The sequence below is a fragment of the Pseudomonas sp. RL_105y_Pfl2_101 genome (genome assembly GCF_963970585.1).
GTDB lineage: Bacteria > Pseudomonadota > Gammaproteobacteria > Pseudomonadales > Pseudomonadaceae > Aquipseudomonas.
Map to the genome: position 1 here is coordinate 1 of NZ_CAXAPG010000027.1, position 24,135 is coordinate 24,135.

The window sequence follows — 24,135 nt, forward strand, 5'->3', positions numbered from 1 at the left end:
ACGATTCACTCGGGCTGTGTCCTTGCTTGATCGGTGTGTGTTCGCAACTATCACCGTAGACCAAGGCCAGCCTTTTTTCATTTTTTGCAGCCGTATCAGTTAGTTAGCCGTTAAGTAAGTGCCATTCAAATCTGTCCCCTTTTTTCTGTCCCCTTTTTTCGCTTTTTTCGATGTGATTGGGAGACGGTTGCGAGCGCAAGCTGCTGGGTAACGAAAACGGGCAACCTTTGGGTCGCCCGTTTTTCACATACGCGGAGAGCAAAATGATTGAGACCTTTACAGAATTTGACCCCGCAGAATATCTCAGTACTCCAGAGGCCATTGCGGAGTTCATGAGAGATGCCCGGAGTTGGCTTTTAGCCTTGACTTGAGACCGGCTAATGGGTGTTCCCTTTTTCCATCATGTGTAAAGTCTCCTCAGGGGACAGACCACATTTTCTATCTAAGAAACCGCACAGATAACGTGATCCGTCCCCCCCGTTGAAACAGCTAATCAGGCACTATCTTTTGCACCAAACTCGCAACCTCAGTTCTAAGCATTTCGTCGTCAAGCTCATACTCTTCCCTTGACTCGCTTGGCTCGTACATATCCGCAGCACAAAAAATACTTGATAGACACTCATTTAACGAGGGTTCATCGAGTTGAAGGACGTTCCTATCTCGCTCAATCTTCCAAAGTTCAATATAAGCCTCAGCGAAAATTTCGGCTGTCAGTCTTCCCGCTACAAACGATCGTGCAAATTCTAAAATAGTAAGGCTCATCGCAGCACTCCATTTTTAATGAAATTCTCAAACTGCTGAGTTCCTGGAGAAAGCTTAAACCCCGTCACAAAATTTCCTGTCGCATCAAGCACAACAGCGTTGTTGGTGGCCGAGTTAAAAAACACTTTTGAATCTTTTACAAACCCGTATGTACCTTGCTGAATCGTAGAAGTGGATGCCATATGAGTTTTGATTGCAGATTCATACTGGGCCAGTGTTTCAGAATTCTTCTTTGTTGTCACCACACCAAAATCAGAGGCATGTTTAAATTTCTTATCGAGCTGTTTCTGTGTAACACCAGTTAAGGCCTCAGCAAAACCATTACTTTTTGCACCGGCAATATTTTTCTCTGCATCAACCAACCCCGCAAGATTACCCCCAGCCTTCGGTGTCAGTCCATTACTAGTCTCAAGGTAGAGCTTTCCGTCCGCTGCCAACACCTCCGTGTTACCAGTTTTAGTGTTGATGACCCGACGGTAGCCCTCCGGTAACCCACCCCTCTCGTTGAAAGCCGCACCTACGGAATTACCTTCGCGATAACCTGCCGGCAAAGCAGTTTTCTCCGCCGTTAGGGTCGCGCCCGTACGTATGGCCTTGGCTTCCGTGAACTTATCCAGAGCCGCCTGAACCCTAGGCGAAATCCCTCCTTCGCCAGCGCCAGCACCACGCGCGCCGCCTGAGGTCGGTATGACCAGCGCAGCCACGCTTGTTGCGTTTTCCCACGTGTCAGTAACCTTCGCCAAGTTCGTCAGGTCGTTCAACGCACGCTCAGTCAGAGTGTCCTTGTACTGCGTGCAAGTCGCCGTCGTGCAATTGAGGTCATTCAGTGCGGTTAGCCCGCCCTGGATCGAGGTCAGCAAGGACTTCGCAAATGCACCACTGACGGCCTTCTCCGACCAATCGGTGATTTTGTTACTGATCTGATCGTACTTCCCCCCTTCCCATGTTTTTTTCTGACAAATCTCGTTGTTACCACAGGCATCCATGTCTCCAACAAAGTCGCTCATGTCATGGTGATTGAGGTTGTTGTACTGGGTTGCATTGCCAGCCACAAACGAGCCTGTCTGCAGGCTGTTCGCGTCATCACCAGCCACAGCGGCAGCGGCCACCACACCTAGCAGTTGCGAGGACATGAGCATCAGGTGGTCGCGATTTTGCGGGTCCATCTGGGCCGACATACGCCGCAGCTGGTTGGCGAACGCCTCGTTCACACCAGCCGCCATTGCACCGACTGCGAAGTCGCTGCCCGAAGCTTCGGCGATCATGCCGCCTACTAACGCGTGCAGGGCGATTTTCTCCGGGCTGCCGGTTTTCAGACCGACGTTACCCGCCTGGTCGAAGGAGTAAGCCGCCAAGGTGCTGTAAACCGTCGACTGTAGGATGCCAGCCAACGTCACGTCTCGACCAAAGGCCTTGGAGATTGCGGCAGCGGAAGCATTGTTGACCAACTGCTGGCCCGCAAAATGACTGACGGCTTCGACCGATCCCAAGTCGACTACCATCTTGCCATTGACCTCCTTGGTCATGGTCATGTCGCCCAGATAGTTCTCGGCAACGCCGGCAGTGATGGTCGCAATCGCGGCGTTGGTAAGGCCGTCCTTGCTAAGGATTGCTTTATAACCGGCGCCTATGTCTCCTTTGTTGTTGATGGTCGCAATCGTGCCGGTGGTAGCCACGCTGGCCGCGCCTGCTAGGGTTGCACCGCTCAGGCCGGCGCCAGCAGGACCGAGCAGAACCGTCATCAAAATGGCGACTATCATTTGCGCGGCTGGGCCCATGCCCGAGTTCGCGTATTTGAAGCTGGTGTGGATCTCCTGCACCTGCCGCCAGTCAACACCGCCCTGCGCATCAAGCTCCTTGAGCCACGCCAGTTTTGGGTCGGCCTTGGCCATCGCATCGATAGATTCGCTGACCGTCTGCTTGTTGACCTGCAGCACGTCCGCATGGATCTTGCCCACCGCGCTGATGGCCAAGTCGCCTTGAGCAGTCAGTTCGCTTTGGCGTAGCGTCTCGTCGGTGCGGCCCTTGCCCTTCATGCTGAACCAGACGGAGCTGGACTTGCTTTTCTCGTGACTCTCCTGATGCAGATCCTTGACGCCCTCGAAGGTAATCGAGCCTCCACTTTGCAAGGTCAGGTCGTTGCCACTGTTCAGCCTCGCTACCTGATACCGCTGATCCTCACCGGAAACCAAGGTCAGATCGCCCCCGGTGGTGATCTCACTCCCCACATGAGTCACCTTGGTCAGCTCATCACGCCGACTCTGTTTTTTCCCCCAACTGCCCTTCTTCTTTTTCTCATACAGCGAATAGTCGCTGTCCTGTGCGGCCAGAAGTGCCAGGTTTTCTCCAGCCACCAGATAAGCTTCGCCACCGGCGTTGATACGGCTGGAGATAAGCGTCATATCTTTTCCAGCATCCAACTTCACGTCACCACCAGCACTGATAGCACTGCCGATCTGTTTGACGTGGTCCTCTTGGGCCGTGACTTTTTTCGACTTGTAATAAGAGTGGGTTTCGTTAGCGCCGGAGGAGATCGTCATGTTCTCGTCGGCGGCCAAGGCCACATTGCGGTCGGCACTGATCTGGCTCGCGATAGCGTTGAAGTCTCGACCTGCGTTCACAATCACGTCGCGACCTGCATCCACCTCCGAGCCCAGTTGAGTGATCGAACTTCTGCGGGTACCACCGGTGTTGGAGGTCTGTTGCTGCGCAGAGACGATATTCACATCTCGCCCTGCATCGATTTGCGTGTCGCGTCCGCTGACCATGACGCTGCCAACGCTGTTGACGTCTCTACCGACGCCCATGGTCAGGTCGTTCGCCGCCTCGATACGCGAGGCGTTATCCGCGTAGTCCTGCCGCTGGGTGTAGCCCTTGTTGCTGATACTTGCGGTGGTCAACGTGCGCTCATTGATGATGTCGCCAACGATCGCATTCATGCTGATGTCACGCCCGGCGATAATGCCGCCGGATTTATTGACGATGTCGTTGCCGGCCAACAGGTCAAGACGGTTTCCGGCTTCGATCAATCCGCTGTTGGTCAGGTTCTCGCCAGCGGATGCGGAGAGGTTCTTCGTGGCCCGAAGCGTGCCGGCATTTTCCAGATCCTTGCCGGCAATCAACGTAACGTTCTGACCGGCAATCAACGCCCCATTAGGCGCCAAGCGATTATTGGCCTGGGCCATATACAGAACCGGCACCAGGACTTTTTCGCCGTTCACTTCATGCTCTTCGAGCCAGACGATGTCGTGGGTCAGGGCGGCGACTTGTTGGGCGGTGAGGGTAACGCCTACCGACAGGTTGAGGGCGTCCTTGCTGGCGATGGCGTTGTTCATCAGGTACTTGAACATCGCCTCGTCGGAGGTCTGGCCGTCGATGAAGCGTTGGCCGGTGCGGGCGACGACGGCCTGCTGGATGAGTCTTTGTTCGAACAGGCCGTCGCCCAAGCGCTTGGCGCTGGTGTCAGGGTCGTAGCCGAGGTTCGACAGCAAATAATCCGAACTCATGAATTGCTTGAGGTCGGTGAGAACCGGATTGGTCTCGATCAAGTATTTTTGCGGTTTGGAAGCCACGGTTGCGCTGGGTAGCCCCGTGACCCGCGCCACCGTTTGGCCGGTGACAGGCACTGGCGCGGGGCGACTTACGTCGATCGGCGGCGTGCCCGAAGTGCCCAGTGCAATGTCGGCACCATGGGTGACGGTGCCGTCAAGGGAATGCCCTGGCAGTTGCGGCGTGCCGGGGGATGAGTCCGTTGGGGCGGTGACCTGAATGGCGGACGCGCCGGCGGTGACGCCGCCGCTGTCACGATTCAACAATTGCAACTGTCGTTCGGCGGCGGAAACCTGGGTGACATCGGCGATCTGGATGTCGCGTACATTGGCGGTTGGGGCGGCGGTGGATCGATTCGATGCGCTCACGCTGGCGCCGCCGATTGTCCAGTTCTGCGACACGGCCGGCGTCTGGGACACTGGCGCGTCGCTGGCGCCCTGCCCGCTCAATCGAAACAGGCCGTTTTGCCCGGTAGGGAGGCTGAAACCGGGGAGTGTCAGGGGGTTTATTTGTTGTTGGGCCAAGTCCGGTGGGAGTTGGCTGTTCAGGGTCACGACCGTGGTTTTGCCTGAGCCTGAAGCGGCGGTTGTGGTATTACGGGACGAAGTGGCTATGCCGGTGGAGAATGGGCGCTCCACACCGTTGTTGATTTTGTTTGTTGCGGTAATTGAGACGTTGCCGCCGGCTTGGATGATAGCGGGTACCAAGTGGTCGGACGACGTCGATGAGACAACTACCTGATCAAACGAAGTTGCATTTTTTATAAAGCTTGGTAATTCCGTTCGAACACCGGTCGAATACTGCGAAACAGGAAACTCAATTTCAGGAAGTACTTTGTCTCCATTTCCGCCTCGCCTAATAACAACCGGGCCAAATCTTTGATAATATTCCTTCTCAAAGGGTTTAGCTCCGTCCTGCCCTTTCTGAGAGTAAATAATAGATTCGACACCCGCAGCATTCCAGAAATGCATACCACCATTATATTCGGCATCATTGTAGACATTATAATTTACAAGCCCAGCCATATCATTATAAGTAGGCTTATAATACGAATAATAATCCCGACTTACATAATCCCCTAATGCGGCACCAGAATTTTCAAAATCACCAACAGAAATATCTATATTCCCTGCGGCAGACACCATTGAGTTAGAGTTTGAAAACGACCCACCTTTAATAACCACCCCCCCTGCAGAGACTAATGAAGCCGCACTGGAGTTGACATCTCCAGAAACTTTCACTTTATATTTTTGTTCGTAGACATAATATGAAGCAGGTTGCCGATCATTCCAGTAGCGTGGAAGTCCATCACAGTCGTAACATCCAAACCCTATAGCAGAAGAATACAACTCCGTCTCAGTCTTAAAATCCCCCCGCTTATTAATAATCGAATCCGCATTAATAGAAAAATTCAGCCCACTCTCCATAGTGCCCGAATTATTCTCCATCAGCGCCGACCGTCCACCCAGGTCATTGCGCGCTACATCAATATTCCCCAACGCATAAACATCCGACTTGCGGTTGGTCAAACTCCCCACCCGAAATTTCATATCCGCGCCACTGAACAAAAAGCCACCCTGGTCGTTCAGCAAGGTCGAAGCCGTCAGTTTCAATCCATCCGCGCCGGCCACGGTCCCGTAGTTATTGATGGTGCCCGCATTGATATTCAACGCGCCCGCCGATGTCAGTCGCCCGTAGTTATTCAGGCTGCTCAAACCACCGCGGCCACCAATCGTCGTGGTCGCGCCGCCGGTAATGCTTGCCGTGCTGCTCAAGTCGATCGCAGCGGCGTCTACCGTCATGTCGCCCAGACTGGTGACTCGGCCATTGCCGCTGTACCGCCCGGTCAACTGCAAGCCCATACCACCATCACTGGCGATCAACCCGTTGTTAACCCAGTTCCCGCCCTTGCCTTCCAGTTGCGTCGAAGCCAGCAGTTGCCCGGTCGCGGTCTGGGTGAAGTTGTTGACGTCGACCGTCAGACGTCCGGCCTGGATGGCGCTGGTGTTGGTCCAGGTGTCGGCTTTGAGCGTCAGGCCGCCACGGGTGACGATGTCGCCGCCGGCGCCGGTGACGTTGGCCAGGGAGATGTCGAACGCGCCGTCGCCCAGATGCAGCAATTGGCCGCCGCTGTTGAGGAAGCTGTTGGCAGCCAGAGTGAGGTGAGTGTTGGCGCTTTCCAGCTTGCCGTTGCGGTTGTCGAAGAGGCTACCGATCTGGAAATCTGTTTTGCCTGCTCCCCCAAGCGCTCGCAGTTGACCTGTCTGGTTATCAACGCTGGCGGCGCTGACCACCAAGGTGCTGTCGCTTTCCAGAATGCCGCCACGGTTGGTCAGGGCGCCGTCCAGATCCAAATGGATGGCGCTGCCAGCGAGTTGGCCGGCGGTGTTGTCCAGGCTGGCACCGGTGCCGGCGACCTTGATCAGCCCAGAGGCATAGAGACCACCATTGCGGTTGTTCAGGCTGGCGGTGTCGATGACGATATCGCCCGACTGCGCGGCGATTCGACCACCGTTGTTGTTCAGCCCGGCCAAGGTGCGCAGGTCCAGGCGTTGGCCTTGAATCACGCCACCCTTGTTGTTCACATCGAAGCCGTTGCGCAGCACACCCACGGTTCTCGCCTCAAGGGCGCCCTTGAGGCTGGCGAGGGTGCCGCCACGGTTGTCGATGTTGGCCGCGGTCAGGTTGACATCGCCGGTTTGGGCGATGAGTTTGCCGCCCTGGTTGTCCAGGCCTGCACGTAGTTCAAGACTCAGGCCGGTCTGGCCTTGCATCTCACCCTTGCCGTTGGCAAGGCTCGCGGCATTGAGTGCAACGTCGGCCGTCTGGCTGTAGATCAGGCCGTTGGTGTGGTTCTGCACGGCTCCGGAGGCTGTGATTACCAGCGCATTTTTCGCGGCGACGGTGCCGGTATTGCTGTTGTCCAGGCCATCGGTGAGCAAGGTCAACAAGCCCTGGCTGGCGATCTGACCACCTTGGTTATTGATTTGCGTGGCGCGCTCGACCCGCAGTGGGCCGACGCTGGCGATCTTGCCGCTGGTGTTGTTCAGGGCGCCGAGCAAGTCCAGGGTGACAGCAGAGTTGCCGACCAGCTTGCCACCGCTGTTGTCCAGTGTGGTGCCGGTGAAGTTCAAGGCTTTTTGCGCGTTGACGGTACCGCCGGCGTTGCCCAGGGTCATGGCGTTCATGACCAAGAGGGCGCCGCTGTCGATCAGGCCACCTTGGGCGTTGTTCAGCAAACCGCCGGTGACGGTCAGGGTCTGGTCGCTGCCGCTGGACAGAATCCCGCCGCTGCTGTTGTCCAGGCTGGCGGCGCTGACGGTGAGGTTTTTCTGGCCGACCAGCGCACCGCCAGCGCTGTTGAGCAGTGCCCCGCTGAGGGTGACGCCGACGTCGCCATTGCGGCTGGAGAGTGTGCCGTTGTTGCGGTTATCAAGACTGGAACCGTTGACCAGCAGCCCTTGCCAACCAGAGATCAGGCCGTTCTGGTTGAGCAGACTGTTGCCGTCGAGGCTGAGCAGGTTGCTGCTGATCAGCTTGCCGCCGCTGTTATCGAGTGTCTGGCCGCTGAGGTTGAAGCTCTGGCTGCTGGAGATTTCGCCGCCCTGGTTGTTCAGGTTGCGCAGCCCGTTAACGGTTAGCAAACCTTTGGTGGTGACCAGGCCATTGCGGTTGTTCAGGTCATTGTTGCCAAGGTTCAGCGTGACGGCTTTCTCGCCCAGCAGGCGCCCGCCGTTTTGCGTCAGTGCCGCCAGGGTCAGATTCATGTCGCCCTTGGCCGACACTTCGCCGCCATTGCTGGAGTCCAGCGAATCGGCGCCGAGGGTGAGGTCACCTTTGGCATTGATCAGGCCACTGGCGCTGTTGTTTAGGGCCATGGCATTGAGGACCAAAGCATCGCCCGCCAGCACACTGCCGCCTTGGTTGTTCAGGTCACCGCTGTCGAGCGTGAGCAATTGCGCGGCGCTGATCAGGCCTTGAGCCTGGTTATCCAGTTGCTGATCGACCGCCAGGACCAGATTCCCACGGCTGGTGAGCGTGCCGCCGTTGTTGTTCAGGCTTTGGGCGTGGGTATCGACGCTGGCCGCACCGATCAGGCCTTTGACGTTGTTCAGCGCCTGGGCAATGCGCAAGGTCAGGCCCTGGTTGCTGAGCAGCCGGCCGCCATCGTTGTTGAGGTTTTTAGCCGCCAAGGTGAAGGCTTGGGCGCTGGAAATTTCGCCGCCCTGGTTGTTCACGCCGTTGAGGTTTTTCAGCAGCAACACGCCGGGGGCGTTTATCAAGCCGCTCTGGTTGTTGAGCTGGCCGTTGTTCATGTCCAGGCTCAGCGAGGTGTTGCTGAACAGTTGACCGCCCTGTTGATCCAGGCCGGAAACCGATGCGGTCAGCGCGCCTTGGCTGCCGATACGACCGCCCTCCTGGTTGGTGACCTGGGCGGCCGTGAGGTTCAGCGTGCTGCCACTGTTGAGCCGGCCCTTCTGGCTGTTGTCGAACGCACCGGTGGTGACGCTCATCGCGCCTTTAGCGCTGATGTTGCCCTGCTGATGATTGTCCAGTGCCGCGCTGGTGAGCAGCAACGCGCCGTCGGTGACCAGTTCGCCGCCCTGGTTGTCCAGACGCCCCAGGCTGTGCAGGGTCAGGTCCGCCGCGATGGACAGGCTGCCGCCGGTGTTGGTCAGGCTGGCGGCGCTGACATTCAACGTGCCTTCACTGCTGAGCTGGCCTTGGGTGTTGAGCAGATCACGGCTCAGGTTGATGCGCTGGTTCTGCAGGCTGATCAGGTAACCACCGCTGTTGTCCAGCGCGCCGCCCTCCAGGTCCAACCCGGTCTTGGCACTGAGCAAGCCTTTGGTGCGGTTGAGCAGCTTATCCACGGTCAGTTTCAGCGCTTGGCCGGCGAACACCTGGCCGCCATCGCTGTTGTCGAGGTTCTGGCTGAGCAGCGTGACATCGGCGTTACCGGACAGCTCACCGCCACGGTTGTCGAGATCGTCAACGTTAAGATCCAGCGCTTTTGTCGCGCCGATCAAACCGGCCTGACGGTTGTCGAGACTGGCGGCTTTCAGCGTCAGGGCGTCGGTGCTGATCAGCGTGCCTTGACGGTTATCCAACGTGTCGACGGTGGCGTTGAACCCGGTCTTGCCGGCGATGCTGCCGGCACGGTTGTCCAGGCGATCAGAGACCAGCAGCAACGCACCGTCGGCAATCAACGAACCGCGCTGGTTGTCGAACACGGTTGCAACATTCAAGTCCAGGCGGTCACGACTGCTGACCAGGCCATCGCTGTTGTCCAGGCTGTCACTGCGACTGTCCAGGGACGCTGCCGAGATCACGCCGCGGGCGTTGTTGAGCACCTGGGCGGTTCTCAGTATCAGGCCTTGGCTGCTCAGCAATTTACCGCCGTCGCTGTTATCGAGGTTTTGCGTGGTCAGCGTGAAGGCTTGCTGACTGGAGATTTCCCCACCCTGGTTGTTGACGTTCTTGAGGTTGCTCAGCAGCAACGCACCCGAAGCGCTAATCAGGCCACCCTGGTTGTTCAACTGGCCCTGGTTCAGGTCCAGGCTCAGGCGAGTGTTGCTGAACAGTTCACCTTGCTGTTGATCCAGCCCGGTGACCGACGCGGTCAGGGCTTGGCTGCTGGCAATACGGCCAGCGGCGTTGTTCACCTGCGTGGCGTTGAGCTTGAGCGTAGTGCCCGAGGTCAGGCGCCCGCCCTGGCTGTTGTCGAGCGCTCCGGTCTTGACTTGAGTCGCGGCTTTGCCCGAGATCAAGCCCTTTTGGCTGTTATCCAGGCTGGCGCTTTCAAGGGTCAGCGCGGCGTCGGTGCTGATGGAGCCACCCTGGTTGATCAACACGCCACCACTGACGATCGACAACAGGGCGGCGCTGCTCAGGCTGCCCGCGGTGTTATCAAGGCTGCCTGCGTCGACACTCAACTCCCTTTCGCTGCTGATCAAGCCTTTGTTGTTCAACAGTGCGTTATCGAGAGTGATCACCAGGCCGTTGAGGCTGTTGAGCACGCCTTCGCTATTGTCCAGTGTGCTGCCGCTCAGGGTCATGTGGCCTTGGGCGTGGAGCAGCCCTTTGCTCTGGTTGATCAGCTCAGCGACTTTCGCTTCCAGGTCAGTGCCGGCGATGAGTTTGCCACCCTCGCTGTTGTCCAGTCGCTGGCCGCCCACCTTAAGGCCAAGACCTGCGGACAGTTCACCCGCGCGGTTATCGATCTACCCGACCTGCAGATCCAGCGATTTTGTGGTGCCGACCAAACCACCGTTGCGGTTATCAAGACTCTTGCCGGTCAGGCTCAAATTACCTTGGGCCACCAGCGCACCGCCCTGTTGTTGCAGGCTATCGATAACAGCGGTGAGGTCGGTTTGGCTGGAGATACGACCGAGGCCGTTCTGTACTTCAGCGGCCTTCAAGGTCAGCACACCAACGCTTGTCAGCAGACCCGCGCTGTTGTCCAGACGCGAGCCTTCGAAGGTGACGCTGCTTTTGCCCGCGATGACGCCGTTATCACGGTTATCCAGTTGACCGACCGTCAATTGCAGCGCCTTGTCGGCGCGCAGGTTCCCGCCACGGTTATCGAGCGAATCGCTGCGCAAGGTCAGCAGGTTATTGCCGGCCAAGCGGCCACCGCGGTTATCAAGGCTGCCGGTTTGCAGGTCAAGCGCGCCTTTGGCAAGCACTTGGCCTTGGTTCTGATTGTCCAGCAAACCGCTGATGCGCGCGGTCAGGGTGCCGTCGCTGATCAACTGGCCGCCGTCGCTGTTGTTCAAGCTGGTCGCCTTGATATCCACGGCCTTGCCCGAACCGAGCACACCATTGCGGTTGTCCAGCGCGCCGCCGACGTCAATATTCAAGGCATTGTCGCCCAGTACCTGGCCGTTGCTGTTATCCAAGGCCATCGCGTTGAGCCGGGTCAGGCCCGCGCTGGAAATTTCGCCATCGAGGTTGGTCAGCGTGCCGTCGACATTTACGCTCAGGTCCGCATCGCTGCCCAGGTTGCCGCCGCTGTTGTCCAGACTGGCTACGCGTACCTCAAGGCCGTTGGCTGAGATCAGGCCTTTTGCGTTATTCAACGCCTGGGCAATGACCAAATCGAGACGCTGCTGGCTGATGATCGAACCGGCGCGGTTGTCCAGGCTTGTGGCATTCAGGCTGAACGCCTGATCGCTGGAAATCTCGCCGTCGCGGTTGTTCACCGCCGCCAGGTTCTTCAACAACAGACTGCCCGGGGCGTTGATCAGCCCGCCCTGGTTATTCAACTGCCCATGGTTGAGGTCGAGGGAAACGCTGGTGTTGCTGAACAATTGGCCGTTCTGTTGATCCAGGCCGGTGACACTGGCATTCAGGGCTTTTGCGCTGGCGATGCGGCCAGTGGCGTTATTCACCTGGCCGGCCTTCAATAGCAGCGTGTCGCTGCTGATCACGCTGCCTTGGGCGTTGAGCAGTTGCCCCGCCAGGTTCAGGCTCAACCCTTGTTGGGCAAAAAGCGATCCCTGGCGATTGTCCAGCGAACCGGCGATCAACTGAGCGCTTTTACTCGCCGTGAGATGTCCGTTCTGATTGTTCACCTGTCCGCTGGCGTTGATGTCGAGCATCTGCCCCGCCGCCACCAGACCTGCCACGTTATCCAGCGAGGCGACGCGCAACGTGACGTTACTCAAGCTGTTGAATTCACCGCTGCCATTGTTCAACTGCCCGACATTGGCCGTCAGGTTGCCATTGCTGCTGACGACGCCCTGGGTGTTGAGCAGCTTGTCGGCGGTGACGTTCAGCACACCGTTGCTCAGGACGCGGCCTTTGTTCTGGTTGTCCAGGGTCCCAGCTTTCACCGTCGTGGTTTGCCCGGCGCTCAGGGTCCCGTCCTGGTTGTTCAACGTTTGCGCAACGTCGGCGGTGAGGTTACGACTGGCGACGATGCTCTTGCCGCTGTTGTTCAGGCTCTGCGCAGTAACGCTCACATCACCCATGGCATTGCGCGTGTTATCGGCATTGACCCCGGCTTCAATGATGCCGTTGTTGCTCAACTGCCCACCCGCGTTCAGGACGATGCCGTCCCGCGCCGCCAGGGTTTGTTGGTTAGTCAGGTTGCCTTGGGTCTGGGCGTTCAGGGTCGTGCCGGCATAGACCGGTCCTTGGGCATCGAGGCTCGCAGCCTTGACGTTGACCGCCCCGCTGGCCGAGGTATCGACCATGCTCAAATGCCCATTGGCATCGAGCTGAATATCACCTCCACTGGCGATCAGTTTGCCGTCCAGCTTCACGCCGACGCCGGCTTCGGTGCCCACCAGTTTGATGGTGCCTGCGTACATACCGCCCAAGGCCGAGGAATCGATGGCCAGTTCCGGCTTGGCGCTGCCGTCGTCCGCGCGGGCGGTGGCGTTGAGGGTGTCGGCGTTGACGTCGTTGCGCCCGGCGACGATGGTCAGGTTCTTGGCCTGGATCTCGGCGTTGATCTTGGCGCTGCGGGTGATGATTTCGAAGTGATCGACGTTATTGGCGTTCAGGCCCGCGCCTTCAATCGTGACGCTGCCCTGGTCCACCTGGTAACGACTCAACTGGCCGTTTTCCACCACCGGTTTGCCGGTGCTCAAGGTCACTTTCGGGCTGTTGATAAAACCGCAGCCATTACAGGTAATACCGTACGGGTTGGCGACGATGACGTGGGCCGATTGCCCCGCCACTTCGGTGTAGCCACGTAACTGGCTGGGGTTGCCGCCGTTGACTTCGTTGAGGATGGTCTTGGCCGCCGTGCCATTGAGGTTCGGGTTGCCAAGGATGATCCCGCCCAACTGGGTGGACTGGGTGCGCGAAGTGGCGTTGTTGAGGATCACGCCGTTGCTGCCGACGTTGTAATCCTTGAACTGGTTGTGGGACAGGCCACTGCCGTTGGGCTTGGCGATATTGACGATGGGCACGCCGTTGCCCGCCCGGTCCAGGCCGGTGCCCGGCGCGCTGACCACGATGCCGTCGGCCTGGGCCCACAGCGGTTGCCAGAACATGACGTTGGCCAACAGGAACGCCAGGCCGCGCTTGGGCATGCCCCAGAACTGCTCGCGGGTTTGCAGGGCAGCGGAAGGCTGGCGGGCCAGGAAGGCGTGTTGGCGGTCGTCCATGATCAGGTCTCGCTGCAGCAAAAATTAGATGGATACATCCACGCGGAAGTAGATCGGCGCTTCGCGCTCGGTCAGGGCATCCGGACGTTCCAGGGAATGGGCGAAGGTGACGCTGGCGTTCAGGTGCTCACCGCGGGCAAACAGCTCCAGCGAGTTGCTCGACATGCGCCCGTGCTGGTCGCCGTTGTAGCGATCCCCACGAATCACGCCTTGGTCATAACCGAGGCTGGTGCCGTATTCGGCGAACACCGGACGCAGCCACTCCAACGTCACCGGGCGACTCCAGCGCAGGTCGTTGCGCCAATAGCCGCCGCTGTCGCCGGACAGCGACTGATCCTTGTAGCCACGAATCGACGATTGGCCGCCCAGGCTCATGCGCTGCGGGCTGAACAGCACGTCTTCACTGCGCTGGCCGGTCATCAGGCTGCTGAAGCTGAAGGATTCGCCCCACACCTGGAACGGTTGCAGGTAGCTGGCGGTGGCGGTGTATTTGCGGTAGCGGGCATCGGCCTGGCCGGGCCCCGGATCGTTGTCGCCCTGGGCATCGAAGGCGCCGATACCCTCTTGCATGCCCAGGTCGAGGTTGACGAAGGCACTGCCAACCCGCCGGCCATGGTTGATGCCGAACTGGGTTTCGCTGAGGCGATTGCTGCTCACCGCCAGCTTGCTGTCTTCGATGAAGTTGTTGGTGCGCAGGTACGCCAGGCCCGTGTTGAGGGAGGTCTTGCTCAGGGCATCACGGTGGATCACCCGCTCGACCCGCAACTGATGGTTCTGGCTGTCGCCGGTCTGCTTGAAGTTGAAACCGTTGGCTGGGATCTGCGAGCGGTATTCGCTCTGGCTGTAGGTATAACTGACGTTCCACCAGCCAAATGGCAGGTTGTAATAGAGCATGGCGTTGCGGGAGGTGTGCTGGTGGTCGGTCATCGCGTCGTGACCACCGCGCAACATCAACTGGTCGGCCAGGCCCAGCGGGCTGTCCCATTCGAAACTGCTGCCCCACTGCTGCTCGCCGGTGCTGCGCTGGCCGTCGTTGCTGCGCGACAGTCCGGCGCGCCAAGGTTTTTTCGGTTCATTGGTGACCCGCACGTCACTGCCACCGACGTTCTGGCCGGGGGTCAGTTCCATCTTTGCCTGGTTCGACGGCAGGCGATTGAGCTGATCGACCATCTGCTCGATCTCCCGCAGGTTGACCAGCTCGCCGACTGCACCGGGAAAAGCCATCGCCAACTCGCGGTCCGACAGCTTGCTGTTCTCGGCGCCCTTGAGGCCTTCCAACCGCCCCTCGACCACCAGCACTTGCAGGTGACCGCTGGAAAGATCCTGCTGCGGCAGGTAGGCGCGGCTGGTGACCAGGCCCTTTTCGATGTAGTGGTCGGTGATGACTTTGAGCAGCTCGTTAAGCTGCGGCACACCCAGACATTGGCCGATGTAGGGCGCAAGCAACTGCTCGCGTTCGCCAGCGGAAAGACTGTCGGCGCCCTTGAGTTCGATGGTCTTGATGGGGAAGCAACGGGTATCGGCAGGTGCGGTCGGCTGGGTCGGCTTCGCCTCCTTGCCGGGCAAGTCCTTGAGCTCTTCCAGGCGACGACGCTGCTCTTCGAGCAAACGGTTCTGGCGCTCGCGGATCAGGTCCGTGTCGCCAGGCGTGGGGGCGGCGTGAGCCAGGGTCAGTGGAGAAAGGCACAGCAAAGCCACGCACAACCTCGCCCAAAAGGCGGGTGAGGACATGTTCGATCCCTCGAGCGGAAAGTGACATCAAAATAGTGGCGCGATATTAATGAGCCATCATTTTGACGTCAACTAAATGGATTCGGCTTTGAGGCTATTGCGCAAACCATTCGTCTGAAATCAGACGGCTCCGGTACGGGGGTACGAAAGATCCGGCGCGGAGCTGGAAACCTCCTACCAAACGGACACACAACTCCTCAGCCAATGAACTTTCCACCCCGCACCGGCCTCAACCCATTACCTGCCCAACAAGGAATATGAGGCCCTGCCATGAAAACCCTCTTGAAACTCACCCTCGCCGCCACCCTCACCTGCGCCCTGCCCGCCTGGGCCACTTGTACACCAGAGGAAGCGACCGCCAAGCGCGAACAGTTGGCAAAAGAAGTGACCAAGCTCACCGAGCAGAACCCAGCCAAGGCCAAGGAAATGAACGACGAGTTAAAGGCCATGGACCTGGAGACTGCCAGCAAGGACGTGCCGGATAAGTGCCAGTTGATTGATAAGCGTCTGGAAGAATTGAAGAACGCTGAGAAGAAGGCTGGATGATTAGCCACAGCCGAGCACAACCCGCTTTTGTGGCGAGGGCGCTTGCTCCCGCTGGATCGCAGGAGCTATGTAGGCGCGTAGGAGCGTAAGAGCTGTCGAGTGCAACGAGGCTGCGATCTTGCCTCCTACAATTGAGTCGCAAGCGAAAGATCAAGATCAAAATCAAAAGATCGCAGGCTTCGCCAGCTCCTACAGGTCCCTCGCCACAGGGTTTTGTCAGTTTCAGTCACCCATAAAAAACCGGGCTCAAGGTCCGGTTCTTTTTATAAAACGCTAACGCTGACTCACTCAGCCGCCGGCGCCTCTGGCTTGCGCCGCTTGAGCGGGGCCATGCCGTCCTTGCTGACCAGCGACGGAGTGTCGCTCTTCGGACGGTTGGCGGTCTTGCGCTTGGTCGGGGCCTTGGCGCCGGTTTTCTTCTTGTCGCCCTTGGCGTCGACCTTTTTCTTCTTCACTCCTACGGCCTTGCCCGAGGCCTTGACCTTCTTCGGCCCGCCGTAGGTGCCTTTGACTTCCTTGATGGTGCGGCGCTCGAAGCTCTGCTTGAGGTAGCGCTCGACGCTCGACATCAGGTTCCAGTCGCCGTGGCAGATCAACGAGATCGCCAGGCCGTCGTTGCCGGCACGGCCGGTACGACCGATGCGGTGCACGTACTCGTCGCCACTGCGGGGCATGTCGAAGTTGATGACCATGTCCAGGCCATCCACGTCCAGGCCTCGGGCAGCGACGTCGGTGGCGACGAGGATCTTCACGCCGCCCTGCTTGAGGCGGTCGATGGCCAGCTTGCGGTCCTTCTGGTCCTTCTCGCCGTGCAGCACGAACGCCTTGTATTCCTGGGCCACCAGGCGACCGTAGATGCGGTCGGCCATGGCCCGGGTGTTGGTGAACACGATGGCTTTTTCGTAGGTCTCATTGGCCAGCAACCAGTTCACGATCTGCTCTTTGTGCTGGTTGTGGTCGGCAGTGATGATCTGCTGACGGGTGGTGGAGTTCAATTGGCTGACCGCGTTGAGCTGCAAGTGCTCTGGGTTGTTCAGCACCTTGGCGATCATCTCGCGCAGGCCCGAACCGCCGGTGGTGGCGGAGAACAGCATGGTCTGCTGGCGGTTGGTGCATTCATCCACCAGGCGTTGCACGTCTTCGGCAAAGCCCATGTCGAGCATACGGTCGGCTTCGTCCAGCACCAGCACTTCGACTTCCTTGAGGTCGAGGTTGCCGGCGTTCAACTGCTCGATCATCCGCCCGGGGGTGCCGATCAGGATGTCCGGCACCTTGCGCAGCATGGCGGCCTGGACCTTGAAGTCTTCGCCACCAGTGATCAGGCCGGACTTGATGAAGGTGAACTGCGAAAAGCGCTCCACTTCCTTCAAAGTCTGCTGGGCCAGTTCACGGGTCGGCAGCAGGATCAGGGTCTTGATGCTGACGCGGACCTTGGCCGGGCCGATCAGGCGGTTGAGGATCGGCAGCACGAACGCGGCGGTCTTGCCGCTGCCGGTTTGCGCCGTCACCCGCAGGTCACGCCCTTGGAGCGCGAGCGGAATAGCCGCTGCCTGCACCGGCGTTGGCTCGACAAATTTAAGCTCGGCCACGGCTTTGAGCAGGCGTTCGTGCAGGGCGAATTGGGAAAACACGGGTGCTACCTCGAAGAAATGCAAAAAAACAGCTGCATAGGGTAACGGTTTCGAGCGCGAAGGCCGAGTTTCTTTATACAAACGGCGGTAAATCAGTGCATTTTTATCAGCCGTTATTGCATCAACGGTCACTTGACCGGACTTAAATGCTCTAATCGCTCCGTCACGTCTTTAGAGAAGAACCGTTTCGTCCATGGACATCAAACAACTCTGGGTCAACATCCAAGACCTCTGGGGTGCCCTTGACCAGCACCCGATCCTGCATTCCAGCCTCACCCTGATGTTGCTGCTGGTCATCGCCCTGGTGCTCGGACGCGTAGCGCGCTACCTGATCCTCCACGCGGCCAAATTGCTCGGGCGGCAACCGGCCTTGAACTGGGTCAACGACCTGCGCCAGAACAAGGTCTTTCATCGCCTGGCGCAGATGACACCCTCGTTGATCATCCAGTTCGGCCTGCACCTGGTGCCGGAACTGAGCACCACCAGCATGACTTTCCTGAGCAATGTCGCCCTGGCTTTCACCATCCTGTTCATGGTGCTGAGCCTCAGTGCCCTGCTCAGCGCCATGCTGGATGTCTACGCCCGCACTGAGCATGCACGTACCCGCTCGATCAAAGGCTACGTGCAACTGGCGAAGATGATGCTGTATATCTTTGGCGCGATCATCATCGTTGCCACCCTGATCGACCGCTCGCCGCTGTTGCTGCTGTCAGGCCTGGGGGCGATGTCGGCAGTGATCCTGTTGGTCTACAAGGACACCCTGCTGTCGTTCGTCGCCAGCGTGCAACTGACCAGCAACGACATGCTGCGGGTCGGCGACTGGATCGAGATGCCCCAGGTCGGCGCCGACGGTGACGTGGTGGACATCACGCTGCACACCGTCAAGGTGCAGAACTTCGACAAGACCATTGTCTCGATCCCCACATGGCGCCTGATGTCCGAGTCGTTCAAGAACTGGCGCGGCATGCAGCAGTCCGGCGGGCGACGGATCAAGCGCAGCCTGTTCATCGACGCCGGCGGCGTACGTTTCCTGCACGACGAGGAAGAACAGCGCCTGACTCAGGTGCGCCTGTTGACCGACTACATCGGCCGCAAGCAGGCCGAACTCAAGGCCTGGAACGAGGCCCAAGGCAACGTCGCGGCGATGTCGGCCAACCGCAGGCGGATGACCAACCTGGGCACCTTCCGCGCCTATGCGCTAGCGTATTTGAAAAGCCACCCGGAGATCCAGCCGAACATGACCTGCATGGTCCGACAGATGCAGACCACCGCCCAGGGCATCCCGCTGGAAATCTACTGCTTCACCCGCACCACCGCATGGGCCGACTACGAGCGTATCCAAGGGGATATTTTCGATTACCTGCTGGCGGTGATGCCGGAGTTCGGGTTGAACCTGTACCAGCAGCCAAGCGGCACGGACCTGCGTTCGGGGCTGCTGCCGGCGGTGTTGGGGGCGAGCCAACTGCCGGAGCCGCAGAAGCAGCTGGTTTGAGGTGGTCTGCCCCCCCCCCCTTCAAGTCTAAACATACAAGCGAGCTTGCTCGCGATGGCGGCGTATCAGTCAGCATCCCTGTTTCTGACACACCGCTATCGCGAGCAAGCTCGCTCCCACAGGGTTCAGGACTCAGGATTCAGGGTGAAGGCTGAGGTTGGCGTACCCCCAACCGACTGATCCACACCGCCGCCAATATCACCGACCCACCCAGCAGCAACCGCCCCAGTGCCTCGTGCTGGTTCCAGATCAGCAGGTTCACCAGTAGCCCCACCGGCACGTGCAGGTTGTTCATCACCGCCAGGGTCCCGCCATTGACCAGGCACGCGCCTTTGTTCCACCAGTACAGCCCCAGTGCGGTGGAGACCAGGCCCAGAAACACCAGCACGCCCCATTGCAGCGGCGCTTCGGGCCAGAAGTCGGCCTTACCGAACAGCAGGAATGCCGGCAACGCCACCATCAGCGCACCGAGATAGAAATAACCGAAACGCCGGTAATGCGGCAGGTCGCTCGGGTGGCGGGCCACCAGGTGTTTGTAGAGCACCTGCCCGGCCGCATAGGTGAAGTTGGCCAATTGCAGCAGCAAAAAACCCATGAAGAAATCCGGATTGATCCGGTCGATGCGAATCACCGCCGCACCGGCCACCGCCACCAGCGCCGCGATCAGCGCCCAGGGATTGAAGCGACGGTTCAGTGCGTCTTCGATCAAGGTCACGTGCAGGGGCGTCAGGATGGTGAAAAGCAGCACCTCGGGCACCGTCAGCACGCGAAAGCTCAGGTACAGGCAGACGTAGGTCACGCCAAACTGCAAAGCGCCGATCAACAGCATGCCGCGCATGAACGCCGGCTCCACCTGGCGCCAGCGCGTCAGCGGAATGAACACCAACCCGGCCAGCAGGACCCGCACCAGCACCGCGAAATAACTGTCCACATGCCCGGCCAGGTACTCGCCGATCAGGCTGAAGGAAAACGCCTGGATCAATGTCACAAAAAGTAGATAGCCCATGCCGCCCTCGTTTCGAATGGCGGCGAAGATAGCGCTTTTGAACGGTGGGAGCGAGCTTGCCCGCTCCCACCGTTATCCCATTAACTCGGAATTTCATCCACGACCCAAGAATTGGCCTGGCGCTGGTGCCGGTGGTTGGCGGCACGCTGGAGCACTCGGGTCAGCGCCTGGAAGTTGGCCGGTTTGGTCAAGATGTCATCGGCACCAGCGGCCCTGAAACGTTCTATCTCGCTGGAAAAAACACTCGCGGTGAAAGCAACGATGTAGCAAGTATCGCCCTGGGGTAACTCGCGGATTCTACGCACCGCCTCCATCCCATCCATCACGGGCATGTTGATATCCATCAGAATGATCTCTGGCGTCGAAACCATGCAACGATTGACCGCTTCCAGGCCATCTGACGCAAGGTCGGGTGCATAACCCAACTCGTGTAGCATCGCCATGGCCACTTTCTGGCTCACCGAATGGTTCTCCACCAGAAGGATATCGAGCGGATAATCCTCGGCAAAAGACGAGTCGAAGCCAACCGCCGCATGATCATCCCTGTCGGGTACTTCCGAGACTGAAAAAAGCGCCATGGGGAGAGAAAAGGAGAATGTCGAGCCGACACCTGGCTGGCTGGTGAACGATAAAGTCCCCTGCTGCGCCTCGAGCAGGTTCTTACAGATAGAAAGGCCCAGCCCACTCCCCGTGAAGCGTTGGCTAGCCGGCCCTTTGAACTGGGTAAAGGGCTTGAACAGATTGTCTTGCCGTTCGGCGGGGATACCGATGCCGGTATCACGTATGGAGAAGTCGAGCCACGCTTGAGCGCCGTAACCGCTGGTGGTGACCAGGAGCGATATTTTTCCGACTTCGGTAAATTTGACCGCATTGCCCAGCAAGTTGATCAATATCTGGCGAAGGCAGTCCATATCGGTTTTGACCAAAGGCGGTACGTCCGGGGAAAACTGCGCCTCCAGCACTATGAGTTTGTCCTGGATATTTTGCCGGATTAGCTCCATACAGGATGAAACCAGTGCTCTCACTTCGAAAACACGAGGTTTCAATTCAAGTTTGCCCGCTTCGATTTTTGCCAGGTCGAGAATGTTATCGATAAGAGACAGCAGGGTCCGTCCACTGGAATGAATCGTTGTGAGAAGACGGCGTTGCTCGGGATCGAGGGCGGACCGGGCCAATAACTCGGTCGCGCCAATGACACCGTACATCGGGGTGCGAATTTCATGACTCATGGTTGCCAGAAAGCTGGTTTTTGAACGATCAGCGTCTTCGGCGGCATTTTTTGCCTGATTCAATACCTGCTCATTGACTCGCAGGTGCTGGAGATGAGCGCGCATGCGTAACAGGAGGAAAGCGAGAAATACCAGGATGGCCAGGATGATGTGGTACAGGGAGTCATGATTAAGTTGTTGATAGTAGTCCGCCAAGGTAACTTCCGCCCCGACAACATACACCGTACCGTCTTGTGATTTTATTGGGACAAAGACTGCGCGAAAATCCCCCCAATGATCCGAATAATCAATCCAGGTTGGCTCGGTGCGCTCAAAACTGTCGAGTAAAGCCTGGCTGGCATCGGGATAAGGGTCGAAAAAACGCACGAAATTCTGCTCTTGAATTTCTTTTTTCGATGCGCTGGAACTGACCAAGTAGGCCTTTGCACCTCGCTTGATCACGCTATAGACAAACGCAGTGCCCATGGACTCGTTGAAGCCGGAGAGCCGCTGAATGGTATCCCAGTCCTGCGCTTGCGATTTGGATTGTTTATCGAGCAGGTTGTCATGGTAACGGTCGCCGAGGATGGCCGAAGCGCCCAGCGCGGCATGCAGCAATTTATTATTGATATTGTCGGTGAGGACGCTTTGCGTTTCGACATAGAGGTAGTAGATATAGCTACTCGCCCCCATGAGGTAGGCCAAAAATAAAACCCATGTTTTCCGTTTGACTTTGAACATATCACAGTCTCCCTACTGTAATTGCGCGCATAAATTACCACAGCAGGCGTCGGAAGACTTGCCCAATCCGGGTGAAGCTAGGGCCTGCACATTTTCCAGCCCTCAAGACTTGAAAGGCCGTCCATCTAAAAGGGCCGTTGTTTCCATTTCCCCAAAAAAAAGCCCGATTTCGCTAAAGCGTTCAATCGGGCTGATGCACTCAGGAGCAATAAGTGCAAAGGGAGGTTCGATGCGCAAAACGGTTTGAAGGGAAGCGCCAAGCCACTAGACCACTTGGCGATTACCTGAAGATTAACGGATCAGGCGACCTGGGACAGTTTGGCGTTGGCCTGATTCAAACCCTTCTCCTGGAAGTCGCCGCCCAGGTTCATGCCCTCGGCATGGATGAAGGTCACGTCGTGGATCCCGATAAAGCCCATAACCTGGCGCAGGTAGGGTTCCTGATGGTCAGTGCTGCCGCCGGCATGAATGCCACCACGGGCGGTCAGCACGAATGCGCGTTTGTCGGCCAGCAGGCCTTGGGGGCCGGTGGGGGTGTATTTGAACGTCACGCCGGCACGCAGCACGTGGTCGAGCCAGGCTTTCAGGGTGCTGGGGATGGCGAAGTTGTACATCGGTGCCGCCATCACCAGCACGTCGGCGGCCAGCAATTCATCGGTCAGTTGGTTGGAGCGTTCCAGCGAGGTGGTTTCAACGTCGTTGCGCTGCTCGGCAGGCTTCATCCAGCCACCCAGCAGATTGGCATCCAAGTGCGGCACCGGATCGATGGCCAGGTCGCGAACGCTGATTTCGTCGGCCGGGTGCGCCGCTTTCCACTGGCTGATAAAGGTCTGGGTCAGTTGACGGGACACCGAGTCTTGCTGGCGGGCACTGCTTTCGATGATCAGAACGCGGGACATGGCTTGTAGGCTCCATCTGAGAATGTTGTCAGTCGATGGAGTGAAGGTTAAACGCGAGCATATCGATGAAAAAGCGCAAATAACTGCTGCAAAGCATCGATAAATTCGTTTATAAGCAGGGCAAGCAATATTGCCTGCCCCACTGTCGGGCTATTTCGGCTGACAGGTCAGTTTGATGCGCAGCTTGATGATGTTGCGGTTGAACTTGGCCGTGGCGTTCTTGAACTTGCCGGCGGCGACTTCCAGCTTGCGGGTACGAGGTGCTTCAGGGCCATTTCTGAAGACCACGGTACAAGCTGCATCGGTGCTGCCGTAGTTGTTGACACGGATGGAACCGATATCGGCATCGGTGTCATAGGCGTTGTAGTCGATGCTCAGGCCATTGAGGTGTTTTTCCACATCAATCGGGTAGGCAAACGCAGTCAGTGGCAGCAAGGCCAGCACCGCACAACAGATTTTCTTCATTCGGCAGTCTCCACCAAGGGACTGTCAGCTTAGGACAAGAGGAGCCCGATATGAAAGCGCCCCGCGTGACCCTTGATCAATGGCGCACCTTGCAGGCCGTGGTGGACCACGGCGGTTTCGCCCAGGCCGCTGAAGTGCTGCATCGCTCCCAGTCGTCAGTGAGCTACACCGTGGCCCGCATGCAGGATCAGCTCGGCGTGCCGTTGCTGCGCATCGATGGGCGCAAGGCCGTGTTGACCGAAGCCGGTGGCGTGCTGCTGCGCCGCTCCCGGCAACTGGTGAAACAGGCCAGCCAACTGGAAGACCTGGCCCACCACATGGAGCAAGGCTGGGAAGCGGAAGTGCGCCTGGTGGTCGACGCGGCCTACCCCAACGCCCGCCTCGTTCGCGCCTTGACCGCGTTCATGCCGCAAAGCCGTGGCTGCCGGGTGCGGCTGCGCGAAGAAGTGCTGTCGGGGGTCGAAGAGGTGCTGCTCGAAGGCGTGGCCGACCTGGCCATCAGTAGCTTCAGCATTCCTGGTTATCTGGGGGCAGAGTTGAGCGACGTTGAATTCGTCGCGGTGGCGCATCCCGAACATGCCCTGCATCGCCTCAACCGCGAGCTGACTTTCCAGGATCTGGAAAGCCAGTTGCAAGTGGTGATCCGCGACTCCGGACGCCAGCAACCTCGCGACGTGGGTTGGCTCGGTGCCGAGCAACGCTGGACCGTCGGCAGTCTGGCCACCGCAGCGACTTTCGTGGGTAGCGGCCTGGGCTTCGCCTGGCTGCCCCGGCACATGATCGAGCGGGAAATCAAGGAAGGCACGCTTAAACAGCTACCCTTGGACCAGGGTGGCAGCCGCAACCCGAGCTTCTATTTGTATTCGAACAAGGAAAAAAACCTGGGCCCGGCCACGCAAGTCCTGATCGAATTGCTGCGCACCTTCGATACTGCGCCGCTGGATGCACCGTTCGCCGCCCCTGAACAAGCCTGACAAGGACTT

Annotated in this window: 12 protein-coding genes and 1 pseudogene; 3 read left to right on the top strand and 10 right to left on the bottom strand. The window is 58.5% G+C overall.

Annotation, left to right across the window (positions count from 1 at the left end; genetic code table 11):
- Positions 1-489: 489 nt before the first annotated feature.
- The 5 genes and pseudogenes from AACY31_RS22070 to AACY31_RS22085 all read right to left on the bottom strand — a co-directional run bounded on the left by AACY31_RS22070 (position 490) and on the right by AACY31_RS22085 (position 15,164).
- A complete protein-coding gene (locus tag AACY31_RS22070) occupies positions 490-762 on the bottom strand; it encodes a colicin immunity domain-containing protein (protein WP_116642958.1) in 273 nt (90 codons plus the stop codon).
- Positions 759-2,294: a colicin D domain-containing protein gene (locus AACY31_RS29030; RefSeq protein WP_445261574.1), complete on the bottom strand. Its 1,536-nt coding sequence runs from the start codon at positions 2,292-2,294 to the stop codon at positions 759-761. Before AACY31_RS29030 ends, AACY31_RS22070 begins: the two co-directional genes overlap by 4 nt.
- 117 nt (positions 2,295-2,411) lie before the next feature.
- Positions 2,412-10,490: pseudogene (locus tag AACY31_RS22075) on the bottom strand (hemagglutinin repeat-containing protein); the annotation flags it as partial.
- A gap of 45 nt (positions 10,491-10,535) precedes the next feature.
- Positions 10,536-13,433, bottom strand: coding sequence for a filamentous hemagglutinin N-terminal domain-containing protein (locus tag AACY31_RS22080; protein ID WP_339505083.1), 2,898 nt, complete (start codon positions 13,431-13,433; stop codon positions 10,536-10,538).
- A gap of 24 nt (positions 13,434-13,457) precedes the next feature.
- The gene (locus AACY31_RS22085; protein WP_339505084.1) at positions 13,458-15,164 is read right to left on the bottom strand and encodes a ShlB/FhaC/HecB family hemolysin secretion/activation protein; all 1,707 of its coding nucleotides are present in this window, start codon (positions 15,162-15,164) and stop codon (positions 13,458-13,460) included.
- A 270-nt stretch (positions 15,165-15,434) separates the two neighbouring features.
- On the opposite strand from AACY31_RS22085, the gene AACY31_RS22090 reads away from it, so the two are divergent.
- A complete protein-coding gene (locus AACY31_RS22090) occupies positions 15,435-15,710 on the top strand; it encodes a hypothetical protein (protein ID WP_058546202.1) in 276 nt (91 codons plus the stop codon).
- Positions 15,711-15,994: 284 nt separating this feature from the next.
- Here the strand turns inward: AACY31_RS22090 and AACY31_RS22095 are convergent, their stop codons facing one another.
- The gene (locus AACY31_RS22095) at positions 15,995-17,341 is read right to left on the bottom strand and encodes a DEAD/DEAH box helicase (protein ID WP_339482652.1); all 1,347 of its coding nucleotides are present in this window, start codon (positions 17,339-17,341) and stop codon (positions 15,995-15,997) included.
- A 193-nt stretch (positions 17,342-17,534) separates the two neighbouring features.
- Here AACY31_RS22095 and AACY31_RS22100 point away from each other — a divergent pair, with 193 nt between their 5' ends.
- The gene (locus AACY31_RS22100; RefSeq protein ID WP_339482653.1) at positions 17,535-18,833 is read left to right on the top strand and encodes a mechanosensitive ion channel family protein; all 1,299 of its coding nucleotides are present in this window, start codon (positions 17,535-17,537) and stop codon (positions 18,831-18,833) included.
- A gap of 139 nt (positions 18,834-18,972) precedes the next feature.
- On the opposite strand, the gene AACY31_RS22105 is transcribed toward AACY31_RS22100, so the two are convergent.
- The 4 genes from AACY31_RS22105 to AACY31_RS22120 form a co-directional block, all read right to left on the bottom strand.
- Entirely contained in the window at positions 18,973-19,839 is an 867-nt protein-coding gene (locus AACY31_RS22105) for a carboxylate/amino acid/amine transporter (protein ID WP_339482654.1), read from the bottom strand.
- A gap of 80 nt (positions 19,840-19,919) precedes the next feature.
- Positions 19,920-21,788 carry an ATP-binding protein gene (locus tag AACY31_RS22110; protein WP_339482655.1) on the bottom strand — a complete coding sequence of 623 codons (1,869 nt, stop codon included), beginning with the start codon at positions 21,786-21,788 and terminating at the stop codon, positions 19,920-19,922.
- A 299-nt stretch (positions 21,789-22,087) separates the two neighbouring features.
- A complete protein-coding gene (locus tag AACY31_RS22115) occupies positions 22,088-22,687 on the bottom strand; it encodes an FMN-dependent NADH-azoreductase (RefSeq protein ID WP_339482656.1) in 600 nt (199 codons plus the stop codon).
- 150 nt (positions 22,688-22,837) lie between these two features.
- Entirely contained in the window at positions 22,838-23,152 is a 315-nt protein-coding gene (locus AACY31_RS22120) for a 3-phosphoglycerate kinase (protein WP_339482657.1), read from the bottom strand.
- A gap of 50 nt (positions 23,153-23,202) precedes the next feature.
- Here AACY31_RS22120 and AACY31_RS22125 point away from each other — a divergent pair, with 50 nt between their 5' ends.
- On the top strand, positions 23,203-24,126 hold the full coding sequence (locus tag AACY31_RS22125) for a LysR family transcriptional regulator (protein ID WP_339505086.1): 924 nt from the start codon (positions 23,203-23,205) through the stop codon (positions 24,124-24,126).
- Positions 24,127-24,135: the final 9 nt, after the last annotated feature.

What these genes read in the sequence shown, in the direction of transcription:
- AACY31_RS22125 (WP_339505086.1), top strand. Translation starts at nt 23,203, where the DNA reads ATGAAAGCGCCCCGCGTGACCCTTGATCAATGGCGCACCTTGCAGGCC.
- AACY31_RS22110 (WP_339482655.1), bottom strand. Translation starts at nt 21,788, where the DNA reads ATGTTCAAAGTCAAACGGAAAACATGGGTTTTATTTTTGGCCTACCTC.
- AACY31_RS29030 (WP_445261574.1), bottom strand. Translation starts at nt 2,294, where the DNA reads ATGACCATGACCAAGGAGGTCAATGGCAAGATGGTAGTCGACTTGGGA.
- AACY31_RS22120 (WP_339482657.1), bottom strand. Translation starts at nt 23,152, where the DNA reads ATGAAGAAAATCTGTTGTGCGGTGCTGGCCTTGCTGCCACTGACTGCG.
- AACY31_RS22085 (WP_339505084.1), bottom strand. Translation starts at nt 15,164, where the DNA reads ATGTCCTCACCCGCCTTTTGGGCGAGGTTGTGCGTGGCTTTGCTGTGC.
- AACY31_RS22070 (WP_116642958.1), bottom strand. Translation starts at nt 762, where the DNA reads ATGAGCCTTACTATTTTAGAATTTGCACGATCGTTTGTAGCGGGAAGA.
- AACY31_RS22105 (WP_339482654.1), bottom strand. Translation starts at nt 19,839, where the DNA reads ATGGGCTATCTACTTTTTGTGACATTGATCCAGGCGTTTTCCTTCAGC.
- AACY31_RS22090 (WP_058546202.1), top strand. Translation starts at nt 15,435, where the DNA reads ATGAAAACCCTCTTGAAACTCACCCTCGCCGCCACCCTCACCTGCGCC.
- AACY31_RS22080 (WP_339505083.1), bottom strand. Translation starts at nt 13,433, where the DNA reads ATGGACGACCGCCAACACGCCTTCCTGGCCCGCCAGCCTTCCGCTGCC.
- AACY31_RS22100 (WP_339482653.1), top strand. Translation starts at nt 17,535, where the DNA reads ATGGACATCAAACAACTCTGGGTCAACATCCAAGACCTCTGGGGTGCC.
- AACY31_RS22115 (WP_339482656.1), bottom strand. Translation starts at nt 22,687, where the DNA reads ATGTCCCGCGTTCTGATCATCGAAAGCAGTGCCCGCCAGCAAGACTCG.